Source organism: Lacrimispora sanguinis, assembly GCF_044987295.1.
Taxonomy (GTDB): domain Bacteria; phylum Bacillota; class Clostridia; order Lachnospirales; family Lachnospiraceae; genus Lacrimispora; species Lacrimispora celerecrescens_B.
Genome location: NZ_CP173277.1, coordinates 4,802,487 through 4,824,112, shown reverse-complemented (window position 1 = coordinate 4,824,112; position 21,626 = coordinate 4,802,487). Strand labels below are relative to the sequence as shown.

Sequence of the window (21,626 nt, the reverse complement as noted above, 5' to 3'; positions counted from 1 at the left end):
CCCACTATAAAAGCCACTAGAATTTTCTAATGGCTTCTGACTAGGGATAAAATAAGAATTTTTATTCAGCCATCGCATTTATATATTCGCTATCATTCCATGTAAAAATACAATTTTTGTATACATCTTCCATATCAATTTTCATAGAATCGAAATTCACATACCGTATGCATTTTTTAATTCCCACAGACTTTATATACTCCATAGTACCGCCCTGAACACTGTATAATTCTTTATTATGAATGTGTCCAAAACAATCGCGTTCCACCTTTAAACTCGCATAGTGTGATATTCCATTCAATGTACCAATATTAATTAATTTTTCCATTATAGATCCTCCCTCTATATGCTTACGGACTTGTGACCGTCTGACTTGTGTCAGGTGCATTAAAGCAGTCTATTATGACTGCTCCACTCTGCTTTATTAAGATGCTCTTTGTTGCGTTTGTAACCACTTCTGAAAATTTTTATTTTCTGCCATGTAATTTTCCATCCATACTACATGCATCTGACCCTCCGTTAATATGGAGTTACCAAACAAATAATAATTCATCTTGCCACCTCTACTTTCTAAATCAAATTCGGTTTTCATTTACTTTATTTAAATGTTCCACAACTGAAAGAATTTAACTTGTTGACTGCATCTTCTTCAGTTTCATATATAGAAAGAAAATATATCTTACAATTATCGTACAATGAATACAAAGTTAATGTAAATTCATCCACCTTTTGCGTTGCCCCTTTGTACGGAAAACCATAACCCTTTTTAATCGTTGCCATATTTTCATAATCATCTAAAAATGTTTTCATGTGTCCTACCTCCCTATGAAATGGATATTTCTTTGCTATCTCTCCCAATAGTAGCCGTTACCGTCACTTAAAACAATCTGTGCTCCATACTCGCTTGCCTGAATATCAACAACTTGATTCATGTTGATGGTGTCCGTATTAGTAAGCTTACCGACGAAAAAAGCACTAATTACAAGTGCTGCGATGATAATCATGTTTTTGGTTTTCATTTTATGACCTTCTTTCCTTTTTTAATAATAAAAATGGACTCATAACATTTGACCGTTACAAGTCCTACTTTTAAACTTCTATTTTTAAATCGTGAAACATTTCGCTTGGTTCAATTTCGTAATATTCACATAGTGCAGAAAAAGCTTTAATTACATTCTTCCATTCTTCTTCCTTAATGTGATCCACCCATGGCTGCTTGCCTCTGCTCGGTAAGTCAATATGGTACTTGTTCTTTAGCTGCTTATATAACTCATTCCAAGCCTGGCTTACTGGTATCTTGGCGAATGCCGCCATCTTCTTGACTGCAAAATTGATCCGGCTTCTATCTTCCCATTCAAGAATTCCATTTGCTAATGCTATCTTTGATTCCTCAAGCTTTGCTATGTGCCGGTTTTTGTAGTTCATCATTTTAGTTGTGGCAATCAGAATTGCGTCCGGATCGCCACTAGCATATGCCATGCCAACGGATAAAGCAAGGGATTGTTCTTCTGTGATATCGGCGGTTTTCACTTCAGGAGTTGCCTTTTCTTCTATATTAAGAAGTTGAGTTCTGACTTCCTTTGCAATCTCGGAATCTCTAAGCAGCATTCCGATTCTTAATATTGCCCGACGAGGAAGAAATACATTGCTTTTATTATTAAAGCGTATATCTTCCAAGCCTTCAAATATGAAACCACCTCTCATGTTACGAGGTTGCAAGTTGCAACTTCCTAACATTTCTTTTGTTTCCTTGCCTGATATAGAACTTAATCCATCTTCTTCTAGCTCATTACGGTTACGGAAGATTACAGCCTTTATGGCCTCTTCTCCTACCTCGTAAAAGTCCGCTACTTGTTTAACCGTTGCTAACTCTGTGCCAGGAATAAGAAGTAACTTTTTAACCTTATCCAAAATTTCCACTTTAGCAACTAATTTTTCTCGTAACTCTTTACTTTCTAATAAATCATTTGCATTCATGAATATCTTTTCCTCCTATTATATTTTATCTTTATCAGATATTCATGCAAACGAAAAAGCAAGTCATTATTTCATACTTGTGCACTACTGACACAACTTGCTTTTATACGGTATCACAGACAGGGAAAGCATATCTATTTTGATTATGTCTACTACTTGCCACCAATCCAGGCTTTACGCTTTTGCCCGACTTCCTCAAAATCCTTTTGCTATATACTGTGATGGTGTATTTTCGCTTGCATTGTATAACTGATAAAATTATATTGCTTCTTATATAAAACAAGCCTACTGGCCCTAATTCAATTTATCGCTTATTTACTTTATATACCGCTTTTGATCTGCCTCTATAGGTAGTTGCCTCCGTCTTGCCTATAGCCTTATAGCGGTTTGTTTCGTCCTGCCTAACGTCTTCTGGTTTCTTCCTACTATCCTTTACGGTATAGCGTTTACATATTTCATACGTTGCGGATTTATTCTATTATCAATGTCGTGTAGGCGAATGCCCTGTCTGTACCACATCAGTCAGACGTTTCATTATAGGGACCATCTAAGAATTGTTATAGATAAGCGGTTGACAGCGTGTTGCATAGTCAATCGGTATGGAAGGTTACTAAGTTGTAATTCTCTGTTTGATTTGGGAAACTCTCTGCCAGAATTGACAGATTGCATGAAATGTGATAATCTCAACTTGTTGGAGTGAGGCACATTTCGATGTGTTTCCCTTTGGGATCGGCAGGAAGTTGGTAGCTTCCCGCCTTTGGTGATTAACTTATGTATTCCAGATACTCGGATTCAGTGGCAAATAGTTGGTAGCTATTATTTATGAAACCCATGTAACCGGAAGGAACATAGTAGCCTTTTGGCATTTCCATCACCTCCCATTATGTAGTTGGTTAGGGCTTGACAGTTGGTAGCTGTCAGGCTCTTTTCCGTTTTATGGGGCAAGTATCATCACTTGTATGAGGTTGTGTCTCCTAGAGTTTCTAAGGAAATATTCTCTAGTCCATATTCGTACTGACACAAAGCACGCTTGTTATTTGTTTATGCATAGGAACGATATAGACAATATCAGCCTCTAAGAATATACCAGCTTTTTCAGATATATCCCTTTTTATCTGCTTACACACTATCGCCACTCATTTTTGTTCTGCCTATGCCGTCGGATTATCCAGATCAACGCCCTGCCTTTAATGTCCGTTTTCGTAGGACTTCCCATTTCACGCTAATTTTGTAATGGAGTAGTTACCAGTGGTAGCACAACTATGAGGCGTTGCTACTCATGAGCCTATGTCCGTTCATTATGGGAACTGATATCTTAATCAGTTGATAGCCTAGTCAGGAGTTGCATCTGACATAACGCTTGTCATTTAGGCTTGATTATATGTTAATAATACATATGTTCTGGATATCTGCCCGTGTCTGCTAAACTAATATTATGGTTCTGTTTTTGCATTTGTGGCTCATGATTTAAATTATTCATAAGCGAAGTCCATTCTGGAGAATCTAATAATTCATCAAGTGTCATTCCATATTCTGATTTTTTCATTTTTGTTACCACCTCTCGATTGACTTGTTTGTGATTCGTATTTCTTAACTGTCTTAATTATAGCATAACTGTACCGATATTGCAATACTTATATTGATATAATAGTATATAAAGATTGATATTTATATCGTTATATTTTTGTGTATATTGACATATCATGAAATGTATTGTATAATCAATACTATTCATAAATGAAAAGGGGAAATACTATGATATATGACGGAAACATAAATGACATTATGCAAGTGATAGAGCATATAAAAATTGATTACGATATAAGCAATATGGATATTGCCAAGGGAATGGGTAAAAGCAAACAGACTGTCAGCAATTTATTGAATGGGCAAACCGGAAATATTACTCTTAATACACTAGTTGCATTGTGTGATGCTGTTGGCTGCGAATTGCATATTGATATCAAAAGAAAGAACGACTAAAGTTAGACCAGGAAACAGATCAGAAGGATTGATATTACACTGGCTGAAAGGGTAAGCTAGGATTATGACTTGTATCATGTGATACGAATGCGTGGTAATGAACTACTAGTATACTAGTCTATTATCCATTGATAAATGAATCTTTATTTTCGAACATACCGGCAATAATTATTGTATATACAATTTAACCACACACGTTATTATTTCGTTGTAAAAGCAACAAAACCAGATGAGTTTCATATAGTTATCGATACTATGTGTCATGGTGTAAGAATATATAAAAGTGAAGAAATAACAGAAGTTCACTTTTTTGCTTGATTTACAAGGCTTTTGTGGGATTCCTGATGGGTGGGGGTAGGTTTACATTTTAGGAATGGTTCCTACCTCTCCAAAAGCTCCTATCAGTTCCATCCGCATGAAATGTTTAAAATTGAACTCCGAATACAAACAATTAACAAAATCACTTCGGTAGCACCTTCGGGACAATCACCACAAAACCCAACAAAATCAGTACTTATAAAGTTTTCAGACAATTCAAAATCACATCAAAATCCTCAAATATCACCTCTAAAACTCCAAAAACCATTGATTTATCAAGCTTTCCCCGAAGTTTCCTCATTTTAGCCAAAATCAGCTCCACATCTCATTAATATCACTCGTCCCAGATCAGCCTTAATCCCAATATAATCAATGCTTTTCCTTGTTTTCTCACCGCAAATTACCCCATCTACCGAAGTACGGTTTTAGTTCATCTAAAAATTATATAAGCAAGTTGCTTCTAAATTAATTGCAATTACAGTAAAACGCTCTTAAGTCCATATAACTCTCCTACCCTACCAATTTTCTTCTATAAATGAATAATCTTCAGTAAATTAAATTAGGAAAAATTTTCCCCAATTAGGTACTACTTTCGAAAACCTTGCATAGTATTTAGCAAAGAGCAAGAGAAAATTTGCCAAAACAAGGTAAAATATTCGAAAGGGGTTTTCATGTTAATTAAAGGTCTAGATGTAGGTTACAGCCATACAAAGGATAACAATGGACGAATTTTTCGGAGCGCATATTCAACAAATGATACTAGTGTGGTTGGCTCTAAAAAACTTACGATAGACGGAAAGAACTATTACATTGGATCTGGTAAAATGACGAGTGAGGTTGACAAGACAAATACTGAATTGAATAAGGTTTGTACCATTTACAATATCGTAATGAGTGACGCAAAAGATTTGTGCGTAGTTGCTGGCTTACCAATCGGTCAATATGAGGAACAAAAGGTAAGGCTTAAGGAAAGCATCTTAGGCTACAATAAATGTGTTGTATCGTACGATAACAAGCCTTGTAGCTTCAAAATACATGATGTCATAGTAAGTCCACAAGGAGTATCTTCTTTATACACACTGAAAGAGCTTCTTGGCGAGTACATTATAATAGATATTGGAGGACTAACGGTAGACCCATGCCTCGTAGAATTTACAGCAACTAGTTCCCAGATACTTAAATCTGATACATGGTACAAGGGAATGAGGACTCTCTACTCTTCTATTATGGAAATAGTCAATAATAGATATGGACTAAAACTAGATAATTCATATGCAGAAAAGATACTCTTAATGGGATTAAAATTTAGAGGTGTGCAGCAAGACCTCAGCTTTTTAAAGCCTTTACTCCAAGATTACATAGATATTTTAGTCGAAGAAATTAAGCTAAAATATCCAACAGAAACTACACCGATGTATCTAGTAGGTGGCGGGACTGACTTGTTATATAATGCATTCCGAAAGAGGTTCCAAGATGTCAATAAGATAGTTAACCCACAATTCGCTAATGCGATAGGGTACTATAATATAGGTTATTTCAAATTTGCAGAAAGGAGTGTTGCATGTGGCCGATGATTTAAAGCCAGTCAAGATCACATGGAAAGCAGATGAAAAATGGTTACATGACTTTGTTTGGGAACACAGTTCTCCAAGTGCATGGTTAAAGGATTTAGCCATTGATGAGTACAAAAGAAAAAACACAGAGGAACAACCAAAGCAACAGCACCAAGGATTACTTAATTTCTTAGATTAAAAAATCCCCATGTAATGCGCTAACATTACACAGGGAGAAACCTTATTGCTAACCGAGTAGATCAGCCTCTTAATATTAACATATTTAACTATGGTAATCAAGCCATAACAAAAGGGTAGGCTTACCCCATATGAATGTCATTCCATTACATCAACTCGCGTCGATTGCACTACACGACATGTGTATGCGCAAATTTTACGAATTATGCGTGTACTTCTTGTACCTATTCTAAAGAATCTATTAATATCCAGCTACAGTCCCAAAAAACTTAATTAAACCAAAGATTATTACTAAATCTAAATATCCCATTAAGATCACCTCATTTCGAAAGGAAATTATATATGAATCAATTAGATGACATTTTTAAAATGATGTATTATTCAATTTGCGACATAGCAAAATGGATATTCGCCATTAAGATGGCAAGCGACATAATAAAGGATGGTAACAATTCCGATATCCAGGGAGTTATTAAAAGCGTAATTCACGGTGGCTTAAGCTATGGTTGTCTATATGCGATCGTTAATGTTTTAGACGCAGTACAGAGTAAATTCCAATAGGAGGGTCGCCATGTTATCATTTATTTTTGTGTTGTGTGGTGTATTTGTTTTCACTCGTATCTTAATTAACAAAATTAATATAAAAAATAAGGATGTTATCGCAATCGTTCTATCATTAGTTTTAACCACTTTCTTAACATTAATTCAATGGATTATTAGTCTAATCATAAATCTTATTTTGTAAGTAGGTGATATTTTTGTATATGTTCGTAGTTAAAATATCTATGATGTTGAATAGTAATACTAATTCTATCGCCAGTGGTGATGGAACAGACAAAGGATTAGTGGGAAATTCCATTGACTGGTTTGGTGAAGCGTTTAGAGTAAATCTCGTAGATTTCGGTATATGGCTAGTTAATGGCATATTTGATGTTTTGAATCCGTTTGTTACTTGGGGTTGTAAATTAGTAGTCGTTTGGTGCATTGTAACGGTATATTGCACAGGCGACAAGAAATCTCTTGCTCTGGGCATGAAATGTTTCTTGATATATCTTTTATTTTTAATGATTAGGAGTGCACTAATATGAAAGAACATTCCATAAAGATTAGTGATTACATTGAATATAAGCGACCTAAATATGTGTTCCTAAAGCTTACACCGTCTAATTCTATCCGTAATTACAATTCAGATAAGTTTATTACCTTAGTAGCCGGACTGTACAAAAGTATTGATAAACAAATAAGAACCATTAATAAAAAACTATTCTTTGAGTGCAATGCCAAAGTTAGCTATTATATTTACATGGAGAAAAATGATGTTCAATTTTATTTTGTGGTACCAGAAACTCACTTTAACCTTTTTAAAGATAAGATTATAGATACTTGGAGCAATAAAATCACAATCACTAAAGTTGATGAAATACCTCTTTTTAACAAGGAGTGTACCAAATATTACATGACATATAAAAATGATGATGCTATGAGTCTAACATGTGACAAGCGAAATAATGTGCTACTAAACAGCTTATTAACCACTTTACATATAATGGAGGACGGTGACAAGGTAGGGGTATTTTATAATTTTGCCCCTATATATCAAAAATCTTGGAGAGCAAGATATGATAAAACCATTGAAAAACTAAAAGAAGACCTGCCAATTAATAAAAACAAAGCATCTACTGTTTATATTGTTAGATTGGGTCTAATGCTATTAAGCAAAGCTTTTGATACAGTTTTAAGCTGTTTAAGTTTAAGCCCCACAAATATAATAGAAAAACGTCTGAAGGATATTGTTCTGAGCGACGACACGAGCAAAAAGCGCGAATCAACAATAGTAAATGCACAGATTTTATGCTTATCGGAGAGCAATGACAAAGAACGAGAATACAATAATGCAATAAGTATATGTGGAAGCTTTCAGTGCCTAGACGCTGATAATCGACTTATTTCAAGGAAAATGAATCGAGATATAGATTTACTAGATACGAGAATCAAAGGGGTTGAATCAATCAAAATACAACCTAGAGAGGGGCAGAATTTTATTAGTCTGCCCGGAAGAGAATTGCTAGATGAATATAAAAGCATAGATCATACAAATATATTGGAAACGCAAGTACCAGATAAGTTGCAAAGTGGGTATATCTATCTTGGAACCTGCACATTTAAAGGCAGCAAGACAAAAGCGTATCTAAGAGATAATTACGACCAGGGCAATTTCCCATTGGTACTAATTGGAGAGCAAGGAAGTGGTAAGACTACTTATATAAGTAATTATGTAAATAATATTCAATCAAGAGACGAAGGTGCGATTGTCATTGATTATATTAAGAACTGCGACCTATCAACAACGATCGAAAAGATTGTCTCTAAAGACAAATTAATAATATTGGATATGTCAAATATATATGAAGCACAGGGATTTGGATACAATGAATTACAGCCCAAAACAAATAATCACCTTGACTTACTTGACGTATCTAACAGAAAGTCTCTATATGTACAAATGCTTATAGATGCCTTAAATGTAGACGGGGAACCTTTATCCACTAGTATGGATAGATATCTAAGCTCTGCTAGCAATATTGTATTTCTTAATCCAAATGCAAGCCTCAAAGATGTGGTAAGGTGTTTAAACGATTTTGAATATCGTGAAATATGTATTAAAAAGATACCTGCGAATCTGCAAGAAATTCTAGCAGATGAAATCAGCGCCTTAAAGGAGTTGAATGATCTAAGTAAGGATAACTCCGTTATAGGCACTAGAAACGCAAAAATAGACGGTATAAATCATAGAATTAACCTATTAAAGAAAGATTTGCGACTGAAAATGATGTTCAACAAGAATTGCGAAGACAATATAGATCTAGTCAAGGCAATGGACGATGGAAAAATAGTTTTAGTCAAAATGCCGCAAGAATATTTTGCTACTCCATATTCAAAAAATGTAATAGTAACCTATTGGCTCACGAAAATATGGTGTGCCACTCTGGTAAGAGGTGGTATTTACAATCAGCCAAAACGATTTCATGTACTTGTTGATGAAATATTTCAAGCTAAAACAGCTATGCAAATGTTAAAAGAACAGGAAACTCTTCCACAGACTAGAAAATTCGGAAACAAATTTGTATTTTCATGTCAATACTTAGGTCAGATTTCAATTATTGACCAAACCCTAAGAAGCGCAGGGGCAAGTTATATGCTTATGAAGGGAAGTGGAAAATCTAATTTTAACGAGTTTAAAGACGAATTAGCACCATATACATTAGAAGATATGGAAGTGTTACCACAATACCATTCACTAAATCTCATAAATTACGAAGACGGAAGGGCAAAGTTTATTACCCAATTGCCAAAACCTTTATAAATAGCTAAACCCCATTATCTTAACGATAGTGGGGTCTTTTAATAATCACACATAAATATCTCCACTGTAATGGTGGGGTATTTTTACATTAAAACAGAGAATCAAATATTACTCCACTACTCTCCTATTTAATGCTACCGGTAAAATACAAATCAATAATCAAAGGAATCATTATAGAAATAGAGAATTATATATCAGATACTTAATCACAATTTTGGAAAGCACCTATTAAGGAGGTATTTCACTATGAGGTTTTATATCAGAGAGCTACCACAGCAACAATATCATTACCAATCATCTGATCATCCTGTTTTACCAAAAAACACAGCTCCAAAGCCAGGTGATATGTGGCAGAGTCAATGGTCTGATTACCATATTGATAGAGTTACATACTCTAAAGACGGATTAGTCGTATTTGCTACCAGGACAAACTTGCAAAAGGCTAGAAGCAATACTTGTTACAGAATTAATAAAGAGATGATATGAAAACTACAAAACACGCACCTCGTTCTGTTTGAGCTGAAAGCGAAAACAATTGTCTGTCTTATTAAATGGTTATATCTTATTTCAGTTCAGTAGACATACATAAAAGTGACGTTTGCTGAACGACTAAATTAAATTAGAGGCTCTAAAAAGAGCGTTTGCTGAACGCTCGTTAAATAAAAGGAGGATTATATTATTACAAAATCAGAATATTTTACTAGGTTTCCAAATGAATACATACAGGAAAACATAAAAACGAAATTTGGAGTTAGCCGCAAATTCTATATTACATATATCTTAATTGATAAATATCGCTCATATGAAAATTTTAGTTGGATTACTATAAGAAAAATTTTGGAGTTCTATGGCTATAAAACAACCAGTAGAAAACCAAAAGCATTTGGAGAAATATTAGATGTTCTCGAATACATGATAAACAATAAGATGATTGAAGTTCAACAAGACCTTGATTCGCTTGGATATGATACTGGAATTGAAATAAAAATCATATCAGAAAACTTCGATTATCCGAGACATTTTTGTAAACTTACGTCTTCTCAATTTGATGTAATTATGTTGAACGATTCAAGCATAAACAGAGAATGTTTACTTATGGCATTTCTCTATATTAATTCATACATAGGTACCAGGCCTAAAAATGAAGATGGTTCAGAAGTCATGTTCAACCCAGAAACTAAACCAGAGGCGTATTGGAGAAGCATAGAAAGTATGGCACGTGAGCTCTCTATGTCAAAAGATACAATTAGTCAATGTATTGATTATCTTACTACCCATACCAATAACAGAGATGCCTTGTTGGTCAAAAGAGAAGTAGGTAGTATACAACCGGATAAAAGCAAACCTCCCAAAAACGTACCAAATATCTATGTTCTTAATAAAGAAGGGTATCAACAGGAAATTGAGTGGGCGCTTTGCAAGATGTTAGAAATTTACGGTGTTGAAAGTTTTGATGAATCAAAGGGAGGAAAACGAACTGATATAAAGTAAAAACAGAGAATATATACATGAAACCAAATCAATCAGTGGCTCACCAGAAAGGCGGTCAACGATGATGCAAGAAATAATCACAAAAACTAAATATAAGAAGGAGAATTACAAATTACATGACAGGAACAAATACATACGTAAACAGAAAACATAGAACATATGGAGGTGAAATTTCACTAGAAGATTTTAACACCACTCTCCCAAATAAAAAGAGAATTAATAACCAGATCAATGCCGATAATTTGCATTCATCACTAGAAAATAAGAAAGTTAAAAATATTGAGGAGAGAAAGTATAAAAATATGACACTTGAAGAATTAAGAGAAATGAAAATTGTATCAAATACAAATGGACGCCCATCTTCTACCTTAACAGATGAAAAATGGCAAAAGGAATTTAATGTTAGAAAATTATTTAATCAAGGATATTCAAAAGAGGTTAAGAAACTTGGCGGAAAAGGTTCAAAAGAATCAGGCTTGTGGAACGAAGAAACAAAGGGGGATTACCATGGTTGTACTAATTGGCAGCAATATTGTGCTTTCATAAATGATGTATTGAGTAATATTCGTTCCGGGCAGGTTGACTATTGTTATTACATATATCAAATTATGGATCTTGCAAAGTTTTACTTTGGTAAAGAACAGTTGAAGACCAAGTATCGTGATGGATATTGGGAAGTGTGGTTAGAGAATATATAAATGTAACGAATAAAAAATTCAAAAGGAGAAAATGATGAAAATAAACGATGATTATTTCGAAAATGAGGAGTTATTGGAATTTAAATCGCCAATTTCTGTTCCAGTTTATGAACAAGAAGTATGTATCAATATGATGAGGGACGAGAAAATTGCGACGATCTATACGTCTGACAGTACCTATATTACCAAACTAGATAAATTATGTAATTCCAGTCCTGAAATGTATTCCATTATCGAGGAGACAAAGTGTGGCAAAACATATTTACTTCAAGACAAAACATTGATCAGTTTTCGGGCAAAGAAAAAGGAGCTGTCAGACGAGCAGAGACAAGCGGCCGGCGAACGAATGAGAAAATACCAGGCGAGCAAAACAACGTAGAATGAGTTTTAAGCCAAAATTTTCAATAACCACCATTACGTAGAAAATTTCACTACATTCAATGGAGAAATACTTACCTAACAGGCGCACATTCAAAAATTCAATATTAATGTATAGAAAGGAAATTAAATATGCTTAGATACGAAACAGAGGCAAATGTGACAGTTTCAATTGATTTACAGAATGGCTATTCAATCATTGCAATGGCGAGGTGGGATAACGAGAAAAAGAAATACTACACTACTCTCCTACTACATGAAAATACCGTGAGTAAATGGGATCTCATTGAAGAGGCAGCTAATATCGAAATGGATTTTGACATGAAAGCCATCAAGCGAGATATGGCTCAGTATGCTACGGATCTTCTCACAAATGGATTCTTTAAGAAGTACATAGACAGATATGAGTATGAGTTGAAATGTTTTGATATGGGTTTTGAAATTTTAGAGAAAGAGAGGAAAAGTGCAAATGATTAAGGGGTTTATCAGATTCGTAAAGAGGTTGGTTGGTATATATGAACCTGGATATGAGTACTGGGTTAAATTGAGTGATATACATATTACGCCACAATTCAGGCGGTCGATAATTAAACCGGCTAAATATAAAAGAAAATGGCAGTTCTACCATAGGAATGGATATTGCGAAAGTAAGATTGTTTTGAAAGAGGACTTCGAGCTGGTTGACGGGTATAGTTCTTATAAAATATATAGAGCAGCTGAAGGGATTGATTGTAAGGTTCCAGTGTGGTTTGTTGATTAATAATAGATAGAACTCAAGTAATGGATACAAGAAAGTTTTTAAGATAGGGGTGAGGTGCAATCAATAATGCTCAATATACGCTTGTAAAAATACCAATCAATATACTAATAAAGCAGGATTTCAATGTTTCTATTGATAAAAAGGCTGAAATTGAAAACGAGTACTTAATAGAACAAGGTGATTCACTATTGTTTGACCAAATAGAAAAGCTACGCGGTAGAAAATCTACACATATAAGTGAAATAATCCTTATGGTTGCCAAAAAAAATCCAAAGCAAGAATCGGCCTTGCGACAAATATTAGATACTGGATTTATATATAACGGTGTCCATTATACTCGTTTTGGGAAATCCGCTTCTCAGGGAAAGGATGGAATAACAGCTTTTGTTTGCGATGAGATATTTGATGAACTATATATGATAACCCAGATGGACATTGAGATTACAGAATGCGTTATTTCTAAATACGAATCTCAAAGGTGTCTATTATTCAGCTCATGCACTTTGATCAAAGATTATATGCCAAGAATTATAATAGTTGATGAGTATGAAAAGATAATCAAACATCAATGGATTAAGTATGTGGTAGAAAAAGAAAAAGAGTTTGTGGATAAAGAAACTGGAAAAATAAAGAAATATAATTCCAGAGAAGTTGAGGAAGGCTATCGAGATATTAAAATTTCTCCTTTTGACGGAAGTGGTTGCCATGAAAAAGAATTTGTGGAAAAAGTAAGCTCACAGATAGGTCTTGATTATGACGCAATCGGTTCACAAGTACGAATTCCACTCATGAAAGGCTATTCAGTATATGTTCCATTTAGAGACATTTTTAGAGAGTGGGGATATGAATACATAACCGACATATATGGTAAGCGGCATCATATAGACGATGTAGATTGTATCTGGAATACATCTATGTTTAAAGGCCACAAAATTTTCAAAGAAAAATATGGCAACGAGGCATGGACTGAATACATGAAAACGGTTAGCAAATATGGTTTTAGCCTTGGTATAAGCAAATACAGTCATCATGTTAAACACTTAAACAAATATACGCGCATGAACTTTCAGTATTTGCAGTGCCTGGATCTGTGGAATAAGAAATACGTAGATTATTATAACAGTGGGACTGATGGTGTTTATGATGTTCTCGATAATAGCAATGATGGTAAAATAATTAAATTGGCAAGATATACGACAGAACTATTTGAAAAAATAATCAAAGGTGATAAGTTTTATACCTATAAATTCATGGGTATAAACAACACTGAAGATTATGAACCAGAAAGCAAATATCTAGAAGCTGCTATGATAAATGATGTTATGTTAAAAGATCCTGCCGTCAAGCAATTTATATATCGCAAGCTAAAGAAGTCTATTGATGAGATGAAGGTTGGAAAAATATATTGCTCTGGATTTTATCATACTGGTGTTGGCGATATGTACGGGTATTTGCAATATGTTGTTGGTAAGGAGCCGGTGGGCTGCTTAGGAGAAAGAGAATTATATAGTGGGAACTTTAATATCGGAGATTGTGTGTCATTTAGATCACCATTGGTTGACCCATCAGAGGTAAATAAGGTTAAAATTGTTCAGAACGAAATCACATCAAAATGGTTTAGCCATTTTAAAGACCAGGATGTTGTTATGTTCAATATGAATGATATCTCTCTGCCACAACAGGGGGGTGCCGATACAGATGGGGATATTTTCCTGTTGAGCGAAGATAAAATCCTCGTATCCTCTAAAATTGAAAAGCCGATAATATTAGATATAGAGGATAAAGTGACTGCAAAAGCAAAGCCATATACAAAGGAAAATATCATCGAATATGAGGTTATGACAAGAGATAATCGTATTGGGGAAATAACTAACGTCGCCACAAGTATTGAAAACAGATATGCAGTAAATGATGACATCAAGAAGTTATATTCAGACTATTCTTCTCTTTTAAGAGTGTTCCAGGGTAAAGAGATTGATTTTATCAAAACCGGATTTAGGTGGCATATGAATAGTGGACTGCGAAAGTACATGAAGCAATTACCATATTTTCTACTCTTTAATTATCCCAAAAAAATGAAAACCTTTTTATCATTGCGTGAAAAAAATAAAGGTATAGAAAAATCAGAAGACAAGGTAAAGCTAAATGCATACTTCTCTCCTTCCCCCATGAATGAGTTATGTGATTATATTTGCACTTGGGAAAAGAAAAGAGTTTTATGGGACAATGACATTAATAATTTAGTTGATACAAGATGTTTGATTATAGATAATGATTTAGATCTATCCAACAAAAGGGTGATGAGGATATGCAGGAGATACATTAATGATTATGCGAGCGAAATCAGGAAGCATTTAAATGTAAGAGATAACTCGGCTGGTAAACATGATAGTTTTCCAATGGGTCTTCTGATTGATGAGTTTAAATCAAGAATCGCCAAAGATATAAACATGGACGAAAATTTAATTGCTAATTACATAATTAAGGTATCTTATAGTAGTCTTTCTATTAGCAAGTCACTAGCTTGGTCTGCATATGGGGAATATATTATTCAAAATCTTAAGAATAATACAAATCCTAAAAGAAACATTTCCATAAAAGAAGTTCCTTATAAAACAAACGACTCCTATGAATATCTAGGTAAATTTTATGAGTTTGAGGTGGGTGATACATATATACGATAGTAATGAAACATATTTGTACGAAATAATTGAGGACTATAAAGAGGCTGGATCAGAAGAAGAAAAGGACAAAATATTCAAATCGTTCTGCTCTTCTATCTGGTCTTCCAATAATAAAAGACGCATTTACACAAAATCAATAAAGTTTAATGTAAGAAAAGGCTTATTGGAAACAGATATGGGACAAGTATTTAACGCTTGGTCAAGCGTTGAGTATAAATACTATAAATCAATGACAAAAGATGAAAATTGGTGTTCTATCATTAGGCAAAAAATAAATAATATCTATACTAGGTATTTTGATAAGGAAATAATTTTATCAAAAGAGTACATGGAATTACTTAAAACACCAAAACATCTATATTTCCAGTGGATTGAAAGCATAAAGGATATGGGTGCTGACTCTGTTACAGCTACCATAGATAACGCCATACAGGAATCTATAGACCTAAAGGAAAAGCTACAAAGACAAAAAATGGAATTATCATGGGAAAACTATAAGGAATTAATTGAGGGGTTCTTACGAAGATGTTTTAATAATTGTAAACTCATAGGCGAATACGAAGATAAGACAAGATTGTTAAGTAGATTTGATTTTCTAACTGAAGATAATTTTTATGTTAGATACATAAACAGAAGTCTTGACGGAGAAATTAGAAAATATCAAAAGCAATATTACAATGTACGCGATCACAAGAAATACAAACGCTGTAAAATGTGTGGCAGACTTATTGAAAAAACAAACAATAGAACGTTATATTGTGAAAATTGCGGTGTTGAAGTGAACAGAATCAAAACAAAAATTCGCATGAAAGAACATAGGAATAAAAATGTTTGATTTAGAAAAATCCTATTTTTAATCGTGGTTAAGCCATTTATAGGCGTTTTTGCCTTCGTATATATCATGTATGGAAGTACAAGTAATTCAAATTGAAATTTACCTTTTATGTAGTTCATATATCCTTTCATGCCAATGGCAGCATTACAATTCTGGTTTTGTTGTCATTGGTATCTTCTTGGCTAATAGCTCAGTTGGTTAGAGCGCCTGTCTGTTAAACAGGATGGCGTAGGTTCAACTCCTACTTAGCCAGTTCCCGTAGTATACGGAAATACATATTAAGAAAGAAGGTTTTTACAATCGTAGTAATTACGAAGTCAGAAAGCATTGAGTTGCATCGATTAGGGCATTCATTTGGTAGTGAAGGCGACCTACATCACACCTACAGCCGGTACAAGAAATATTACGTAACTGAATCCAGAAAGGCAATTACAGATTTAAATAAGATTAGAAAGTCTAAAATCATTAGACAGGTAAAATAATTCGGAAGAGTATAGTACTCTTCTATTTTTATGTGAAAATTCAAGAATGAAAGGAAGATTTAATCGAATGGGAAAATCCAAATTAGTTTTCAAGAGAAATATTGTTGATAAATTAGCAGTAAAAGGTGTTCTATCAGAAGATGGAGCCGTAATTACATATACAGATGAAAATGATATTGAACAGGAAGTCAAGGTTGTCGATTTGCTTAATGCGTTTAAAAACCAGCCAATTGAGTTTGCTGTTCAGCTCAAATCAGATGAGGATCTCGAATTGATCGAGTCTGATGAAGATGATCCAGATGAATTTGACGAGTAAGGGCGGTGAACATACTGTATAACATCGAAGAAGAAATAGCAAAGTATGGCTTAACCACTAATGCATACGAAGCTGTGTGTAAAGATATTGAAATGAAACTTAACGGGTCAAGTGATATAGACTGGTCTGAAATTAAAGATAAATACGACATTCAATGTGCTGCTGATACAATTAGGAAGTCATCTTCTACTATTTTCGGTGGCCAATTTAGAACAGAGTATCTAAAAAATAGGTCACTTTCTGAAAACATTAACGATATTGTAAAAGCTCAAAATACATATAAGTCGGAATCGTCTATTAATAAAGATGGTACTTTTACAAGTGATAAACTCATTGTAATAAAGGAAGATGAATTAAAAAATCCCAATAGCTTATTAAAAGCACATGGTTTTGATATAAGAGATTGGGAGCTTGTTTCAGCCAGAAATAATATTTGGAATGTATACAGTAAACAAGATGGAATCCAGGAACTTTACTCTAGTAAAATAGTAGTCAAGCCAAGAAGTGAAATATCTATAGAAGAAATTCATGACTTTTACGAGAGTCTTATTAATGAGTACTCATCTCCAGTTATTAAAAGATATAATAAGAAAACTGGTCTTTTAGCGGAAATTCCTATTATGGATTTGCATTTAGGTAAATATTCAACATCGGATATTGTATCTGACGAATATAATACACAAATTGCAAGAGATTGCTTTAATAAGGTAATTGATACTTGCGTCGCTAGATTAAGAAATGAGTCTATTGAAAAGATTTTTTTCCCAATTGGACAAGATTTTTTTCATTACGATACAGTTTCTACAACAACCACAGGTGGAACTCCACAAGATTCAGATAGAAAGCATCAGACCTTATTCAAAGATGGTGTTACACTATTAATTGACGGGATATCAAAGCTGTCTTCTGAATTAAAAGCCCCAATCGAAGTATTTTGTGTTCCTGGCAATCATGATTTTATGACGAGCTATCATGCTGTAATGTCTGTTTGGTGTTATTTTTATAATAATGAGAATGTTACAGTTGATCTATCAACCTCTCCTCGTAAATATAAAGAGTTTGGCAAATGTCTCATTGGATATTCACATGGAGAAAAAGAGAAAAAGCGCATAGAAAAAATTATGCAAGTGGAAGCTGCTGAAGCATGGGGACGTACTAGGTTCAGGGAATTTCATTTAGGTCATCTACACTCTGAACAAGTGTCTGAAGATGGCGGAGTTATAGTTAGAAACTTATCTTCTGTAACAGGAACAGATGCGTGGCATCATAATTCCGGATATGTCGGTGCAATTAGGAAATGTACTTGCTTCCTATGGGACAAAGAATGTGGGCTGGATTCCACATTTAATGTAGTGATCTAATTAAAGGAAGAGTTTACTACTCTTCTATTTTATTGACTAAAATTAAGAAAGAATGAGGATTTAATAAATTATGAACAAGGCGGACTTATTAAAGGAAATTGCAGGAATTACCGAGTTGCCTCAGAAAAATGTTGACGATATACTAGCGGCATATGCAGATGTGGTAAAGAAAACTTTAGCTTCTAACAAAAATGAAAAGGTTACTTTCCCTGGACTTGGTACATTTTCTGTAAAGCACGTTGGCGAAAGATCCGGTGTTGCTGCCCTCGCAGGTGGAAAGGCATGGACTAAGCCAGAACATGATGAAATCCGCTTTAAGATTTCAAGCAATGTAAAAGAAATCTGATGGGCGGTGATTTAGGTGTACGACATTTATGTTAAGGAAATCAAACTAACAGAGGATGAGATTTCGATTCTTAAAGAAGTTCTCGAAGAACGACAGGATAGGCGTGTATCATTAGGAGAAATGATTACTATTGAAACACTTTTGGAGAAGTTGGATGAAGTTTTTTGATATGATGACATGGTAAAGGCATCAGGACAAGCAAATCTTGATGCCTTTATTTTATATTACATTCGATTAATATTTTTCCTATTATTAACTAATAAAGTGTAGGTACTGGAACACATGCTACTTCATCAATCAAGTCTGGATCAAAACCAAAGAATGTCCAATTTCTTCCTGTCCAGCGGTATCCTGACACTGCACCGTGCTGTACACTAATTGGATAATACCAAAACTCATCTCCTATCCATGGCCATACATACGTACACATGAACATACAATCAATAATATATGAATTTCTTGGTTTTCTGGGAGGAACTCTTGGAGGAGGAGTAGTAGGTGCTCCAAAAGGTGGGGGATAATTTGTCATTATATCACTCCTATTATATTTCTATAATTTAAAATATGAAGCATGAAAAAATTTGTTCTATCATTTATGCATCAAATTTCAGCAATAAGTCGTGAAACGACAGGATAGTTGTGTATGCATTATTACCATTTAAAATTTTATCATATGGTTGAGTATGGGCCAGCTACTGGTAAGTCTCATCCAGGCGATAGCTATTCTGTAAGAGGTTGGAAGACGTTTCCTGGCACTACATTCGAAGAGGAGGAAAATGCAGAATAATAATTTGGTATAAGTGGGTTCGTATCTGTCAAAGGATACGGGCTTATTTTATTTGAAGCAATGAAAGGAAGTGAATAAATGTATGGATACAAAAATAGCACAAAGAAGCGATGACGTTACTGACGAAATGTGGGCAGAGGTAAATGAATTTAATCGAGATATGGTTAAAGAATATCTAGAAAATCAAGCGGAGCTTTCAATAAAATCAAAAATAGGTTATGAATCAGCGCTTAAAATATTCTTCTATTGGGTAAAAGACAATCTTAAAAACAAAAGCTGTTTAGACATCAAGAAAAAGGAATTTGTCAGGTACTTAAATTGGCTAACAAATCGTGGATTGTCTGATTCAGCAATTAAATTCAAAAAATCAGCAGTTAGCAATATATGTAACTATATCATGATGATGTACGAGGAGGAGTATCCTACATTCAGATCCTTCGTTACAAAAGAAATGAAAGTAGTTAAAACTGGATACGTACACCCCAAAGAACCACTTACTCCAGATGAGTATATTAATTTATGTGAGGAATTGGAAAGCCGTGAAGAATGGGAAAAATTGGCCTATCTAATGTTTTCATATTCAACGGGTTGTCGTAGAGCTGAAGCAAGACAACTTTTAAAGGAAGTTATTAATTACACTCCTATTGAAAAGGAAATTACAGTAGTAGATGAAGATGGAACTGAGCGCAAGGCAATTTCTAAGAGGTATTTAACTCACACTATACGATGCAAGGGAGCCTCGGTTATTGGAAAACCTAGAAAATTAAAATTTGGCGAAGAGGTTATGGACGTATTCAAGAAGTGGCTGGAAGTTCGTGGAGATGACGATAACCCCTATATGTTCATAATAAAAGTTAAAAAAACAGGTGAAGTAAGGCAGGTTGCAGAAGGTACTTTTAACGGTTGGTGTACTAATTTATTTGCAAAAATCGTTGGACGTAGGGTTCATCCGCATCTATTTCGTGAAAGCAGAGCAACTAACTTAGTCGTGTATGAAAAGAAATCCGCTGAAGTTGCTCAAAAATTATTAGGGCACAACGATGTAACAACCACAAAAAACCACTACATTATTAAAAATGACGAGTCAGATGAATCAGATGAGGCATTCATATAGAATCCGTCTTTCATTGCTATTTCAACAAGTATGCGCTGCTCTTCTGGTGAGTTAGTATGTTTCTAATTTCAGTGTCGTAAAATAAAGTGTTATCCTTATTTTGAGTCATATGGAATACATTTATACATTCATATGAAGTAGCAACAGACCCAATTGCACATTTCTTTATTAATGTTAACTCATAAAAAAACCAGAAATCATCGTTTGATAAGTCAATATTATCATCTACAATTCTAAAGCAAATTAAAAATGGATTCATTTTGTTTGCAATTACTGCCTTACCGCTGATATTGACATTTGCAGACAATAAGTTACCGGCACCATTATTGTACAACAATCTTGGATTTTCGATAAAAAACTCATCAGGAATACAATCATTAAAGACCTTGTACTCAAAGTACATGGTTAACATGTTAATTATGGTATCTTGTTTATATACAAGAATTTCATTTGCTGCGTTACTGGGTTTATATATCAAAGGCCGCTTGGTTTTATCAAAGGAGCCTGATGAATATAAATCGCTATTAGCAATAATTCTCACAGTATTTTTGTCTATTATTTCTCGTTGATTTGTACGCTGTGTTTGCCATATGGTAACTCCAGAAAGAAAAATCGTTCCAATTCCACCGATAGCAGTCCATAGGATGCTATAATCAAATTCTCCTTGAGCGTTATTAAACGGAGTAATTATCCATAAATATATCTTTTCTCCCCGATAAAAGCCTATTACAAAAGATATGATGGAAATTAAAATGCAAAAAATAATCCACTTATATGTTGGTATATTGCTTTTGTTCATATTGTACCCGTCTCCATGACTTATAAGATATATACTTATTATATCAAATTGTTATTAAGAAATATAGTATTGAATTAAATATATTATTTTTCTCACAACAAGCGTAAAGCGCTCAATAGTCGGCGTGTGAGGCTCTAAACCTATGCCAAAGGAAAGGAAAATCCTAAACAAAAATCAAGAAG

27 protein-coding genes and 1 tRNA gene are annotated in these 21,626 nt (G+C 34.1%); 20 read left to right on the top strand and 8 right to left on the bottom strand.

Translation table 11 applies throughout. The annotated features are described in order from the left end of the window. Positions 1–61: 61 nt before the first annotated feature. The 6 genes from ACHZES_RS22385 to ACHZES_RS22360 all read right to left on the bottom strand — a co-directional run bounded on the left by ACHZES_RS22385 (position 62) and on the right by ACHZES_RS22360 (position 3,523). The gene (locus ACHZES_RS22385; protein WP_395546764.1) at positions 62–328 is read right to left on the bottom strand and encodes a hypothetical protein; all 267 of its coding nucleotides are present in this window, start codon (positions 326–328) and stop codon (positions 62–64) included. 96 nt (positions 329–424) lie between these two features. Further along, entirely contained in the window at positions 425–592 is a 168-nt protein-coding gene (locus ACHZES_RS22380; protein ID WP_404820274.1) for a hypothetical protein, read from the bottom strand. A gap of 5 nt (positions 593–597) precedes the next feature. Continuing rightward, positions 598–810 (bottom strand): hypothetical protein, encoded by a 213-nt coding sequence (locus ACHZES_RS22375; protein WP_395546763.1) that lies wholly within the window; start codon positions 808–810, stop codon positions 598–600. Between the two features lie 35 nt (positions 811–845). After that, positions 846–1,019 carry a hypothetical protein gene (locus tag ACHZES_RS22370; RefSeq protein WP_395546762.1) on the bottom strand — a complete coding sequence of 58 codons (174 nt, stop codon included), beginning with the start codon at positions 1,017–1,019 and terminating at the stop codon, positions 846–848. 70 nt (positions 1,020–1,089) lie between these two features. Next, positions 1,090–1,977: a hypothetical protein gene (locus ACHZES_RS22365; protein WP_395546761.1), complete on the bottom strand. Its 888-nt coding sequence runs from the start codon at positions 1,975–1,977 to the stop codon at positions 1,090–1,092. Between the two features lie 1,384 nt (positions 1,978–3,361). Next, positions 3,362–3,523, bottom strand: a complete 162-nt coding sequence (locus ACHZES_RS22360) for a hypothetical protein (protein WP_395546759.1) — start codon at positions 3,521–3,523, stop codon at positions 3,362–3,364. Positions 3,524–3,732: 209 nt separating this feature from the next. On the opposite strand from ACHZES_RS22360, the gene ACHZES_RS22355 reads away from it, so the two are divergent. From ACHZES_RS22355 to ACHZES_RS22265, 19 genes are all read left to right on the top strand, one after another. After that, positions 3,733–3,960, top strand: a complete 228-nt coding sequence (locus ACHZES_RS22355) for a helix-turn-helix domain-containing protein (protein WP_395546757.1) — start codon at positions 3,733–3,735, stop codon at positions 3,958–3,960. A 989-nt stretch (positions 3,961–4,949) separates the two neighbouring features. Next, positions 4,950–5,852 carry a hypothetical protein gene (locus tag ACHZES_RS22350; protein WP_395546755.1) on the top strand — a complete coding sequence of 301 codons (903 nt, stop codon included), beginning with the start codon at positions 4,950–4,952 and terminating at the stop codon, positions 5,850–5,852. After that, positions 5,842–6,030, top strand: a complete 189-nt coding sequence (locus ACHZES_RS22345; RefSeq protein WP_395546754.1) for a hypothetical protein — start codon at positions 5,842–5,844, stop codon at positions 6,028–6,030. Before ACHZES_RS22350 ends, ACHZES_RS22345 begins: the two co-directional genes overlap by 11 nt. Positions 6,031–6,371: 341 nt before the next feature. Beyond that, positions 6,372–6,590, top strand: coding sequence for a hypothetical protein (locus ACHZES_RS22340; protein ID WP_154520416.1), 219 nt, complete (start codon positions 6,372–6,374; stop codon positions 6,588–6,590). A gap of 203 nt (positions 6,591–6,793) precedes the next feature. Then, positions 6,794–7,117: a hypothetical protein gene (locus tag ACHZES_RS22335; protein WP_395546753.1), complete on the top strand. Its 324-nt coding sequence runs from the start codon at positions 6,794–6,796 to the stop codon at positions 7,115–7,117. Then, complete coding sequence (locus ACHZES_RS22330; RefSeq protein WP_395546752.1) at positions 7,114–9,393, top strand: hypothetical protein; 2,280 nt, start codon at positions 7,114–7,116, stop codon at positions 9,391–9,393. The genes ACHZES_RS22335 and ACHZES_RS22330 overlap by 4 nt, the downstream gene beginning before the upstream one ends. Before the next feature lie 246 nt (positions 9,394–9,639). Beyond that, positions 9,640–9,879 (top strand): hypothetical protein, encoded by a 240-nt coding sequence (locus ACHZES_RS22325; RefSeq protein ID WP_395546750.1) that lies wholly within the window; start codon positions 9,640–9,642, stop codon positions 9,877–9,879. 441 nt (positions 9,880–10,320) lie between these two features. Then, a complete protein-coding gene (locus ACHZES_RS22320; protein WP_404820273.1) occupies positions 10,321–10,884 on the top strand; it encodes a hypothetical protein in 564 nt (187 codons plus the stop codon). A 116-nt stretch (positions 10,885–11,000) separates the two neighbouring features. Then, positions 11,001–11,582, top strand: a complete 582-nt coding sequence (locus ACHZES_RS22315; protein WP_395546748.1) for a hypothetical protein — start codon at positions 11,001–11,003, stop codon at positions 11,580–11,582. A gap of 31 nt (positions 11,583–11,613) precedes the next feature. Beyond that, positions 11,614–11,961 carry a hypothetical protein gene (locus ACHZES_RS22310; RefSeq protein WP_395546746.1) on the top strand — a complete coding sequence of 116 codons (348 nt, stop codon included), beginning with the start codon at positions 11,614–11,616 and terminating at the stop codon, positions 11,959–11,961. Between the two features lie 131 nt (positions 11,962–12,092). Beyond that, entirely contained in the window at positions 12,093–12,437 is a 345-nt protein-coding gene (locus tag ACHZES_RS22305) for a hypothetical protein (protein ID WP_395546745.1), read from the top strand. Then, positions 12,430–12,720, top strand: a complete 291-nt coding sequence (locus tag ACHZES_RS22300) for a hypothetical protein (protein ID WP_395546742.1) — start codon at positions 12,430–12,432, stop codon at positions 12,718–12,720. The genes ACHZES_RS22305 and ACHZES_RS22300 overlap by 8 nt, the downstream gene beginning before the upstream one ends. A 188-nt stretch (positions 12,721–12,908) precedes the next feature. Further along, positions 12,909–15,404 carry a hypothetical protein gene (locus ACHZES_RS22295; RefSeq protein ID WP_395546741.1) on the top strand — a complete coding sequence of 832 codons (2,496 nt, stop codon included), beginning with the start codon at positions 12,909–12,911 and terminating at the stop codon, positions 15,402–15,404. Positions 15,405–15,417: 13 nt separating this feature from the next. Continuing rightward, positions 15,418–16,239 carry a hypothetical protein gene (locus ACHZES_RS22290; protein WP_395546740.1) on the top strand — a complete coding sequence of 274 codons (822 nt, stop codon included), beginning with the start codon at positions 15,418–15,420 and terminating at the stop codon, positions 16,237–16,239. A gap of 179 nt (positions 16,240–16,418) precedes the next feature. Then, positions 16,419–16,492: transfer RNA gene (locus tag ACHZES_RS22285), tRNA-Asn, on the top strand. Between the two features lie 296 nt (positions 16,493–16,788). After that, on the top strand, positions 16,789–17,037 hold the full coding sequence (locus ACHZES_RS22280) for a hypothetical protein (protein WP_395546739.1): 249 nt from the start codon (positions 16,789–16,791) through the stop codon (positions 17,035–17,037). Positions 17,038–17,042: 5 nt separating this feature from the next. Beyond that, positions 17,043–18,398: a hypothetical protein gene (locus ACHZES_RS22275; protein WP_395546737.1), complete on the top strand. Its 1,356-nt coding sequence runs from the start codon at positions 17,043–17,045 to the stop codon at positions 18,396–18,398. A gap of 70 nt (positions 18,399–18,468) precedes the next feature. Next, positions 18,469–18,744 carry an HU family DNA-binding protein gene (locus ACHZES_RS22270; RefSeq protein ID WP_395546736.1) on the top strand — a complete coding sequence of 92 codons (276 nt, stop codon included), beginning with the start codon at positions 18,469–18,471 and terminating at the stop codon, positions 18,742–18,744. A 15-nt stretch (positions 18,745–18,759) separates the two neighbouring features. Continuing rightward, positions 18,760–18,912, top strand: a complete 153-nt coding sequence (locus ACHZES_RS22265; RefSeq protein ID WP_395546735.1) for a hypothetical protein — start codon at positions 18,760–18,762, stop codon at positions 18,910–18,912. Between the two features lie 88 nt (positions 18,913–19,000). Here the strand turns inward: ACHZES_RS22265 and ACHZES_RS22260 are convergent, their stop codons facing one another. Continuing rightward, positions 19,001–19,273: a hypothetical protein gene (locus ACHZES_RS22260; protein ID WP_395546733.1), complete on the bottom strand. Its 273-nt coding sequence runs from the start codon at positions 19,271–19,273 to the stop codon at positions 19,001–19,003. Positions 19,274–19,613: 340 nt separating this feature from the next. On the opposite strand from ACHZES_RS22260, the gene ACHZES_RS22255 reads away from it, so the two are divergent. After that, positions 19,614–20,645 (top strand): tyrosine-type recombinase/integrase, encoded by a 1,032-nt coding sequence (locus ACHZES_RS22255; RefSeq protein WP_395546732.1) that lies wholly within the window; start codon positions 19,614–19,616, stop codon positions 20,643–20,645. A 16-nt stretch (positions 20,646–20,661) separates the two neighbouring features. Here ACHZES_RS22255 and ACHZES_RS22250 read toward each other — a convergent pair whose 3' ends face one another. Further along, positions 20,662–21,444: a hypothetical protein gene (locus ACHZES_RS22250; RefSeq protein ID WP_395546730.1), complete on the bottom strand. Its 783-nt coding sequence runs from the start codon at positions 21,442–21,444 to the stop codon at positions 20,662–20,664. Positions 21,445–21,626 lie beyond the last annotated feature (182 nt).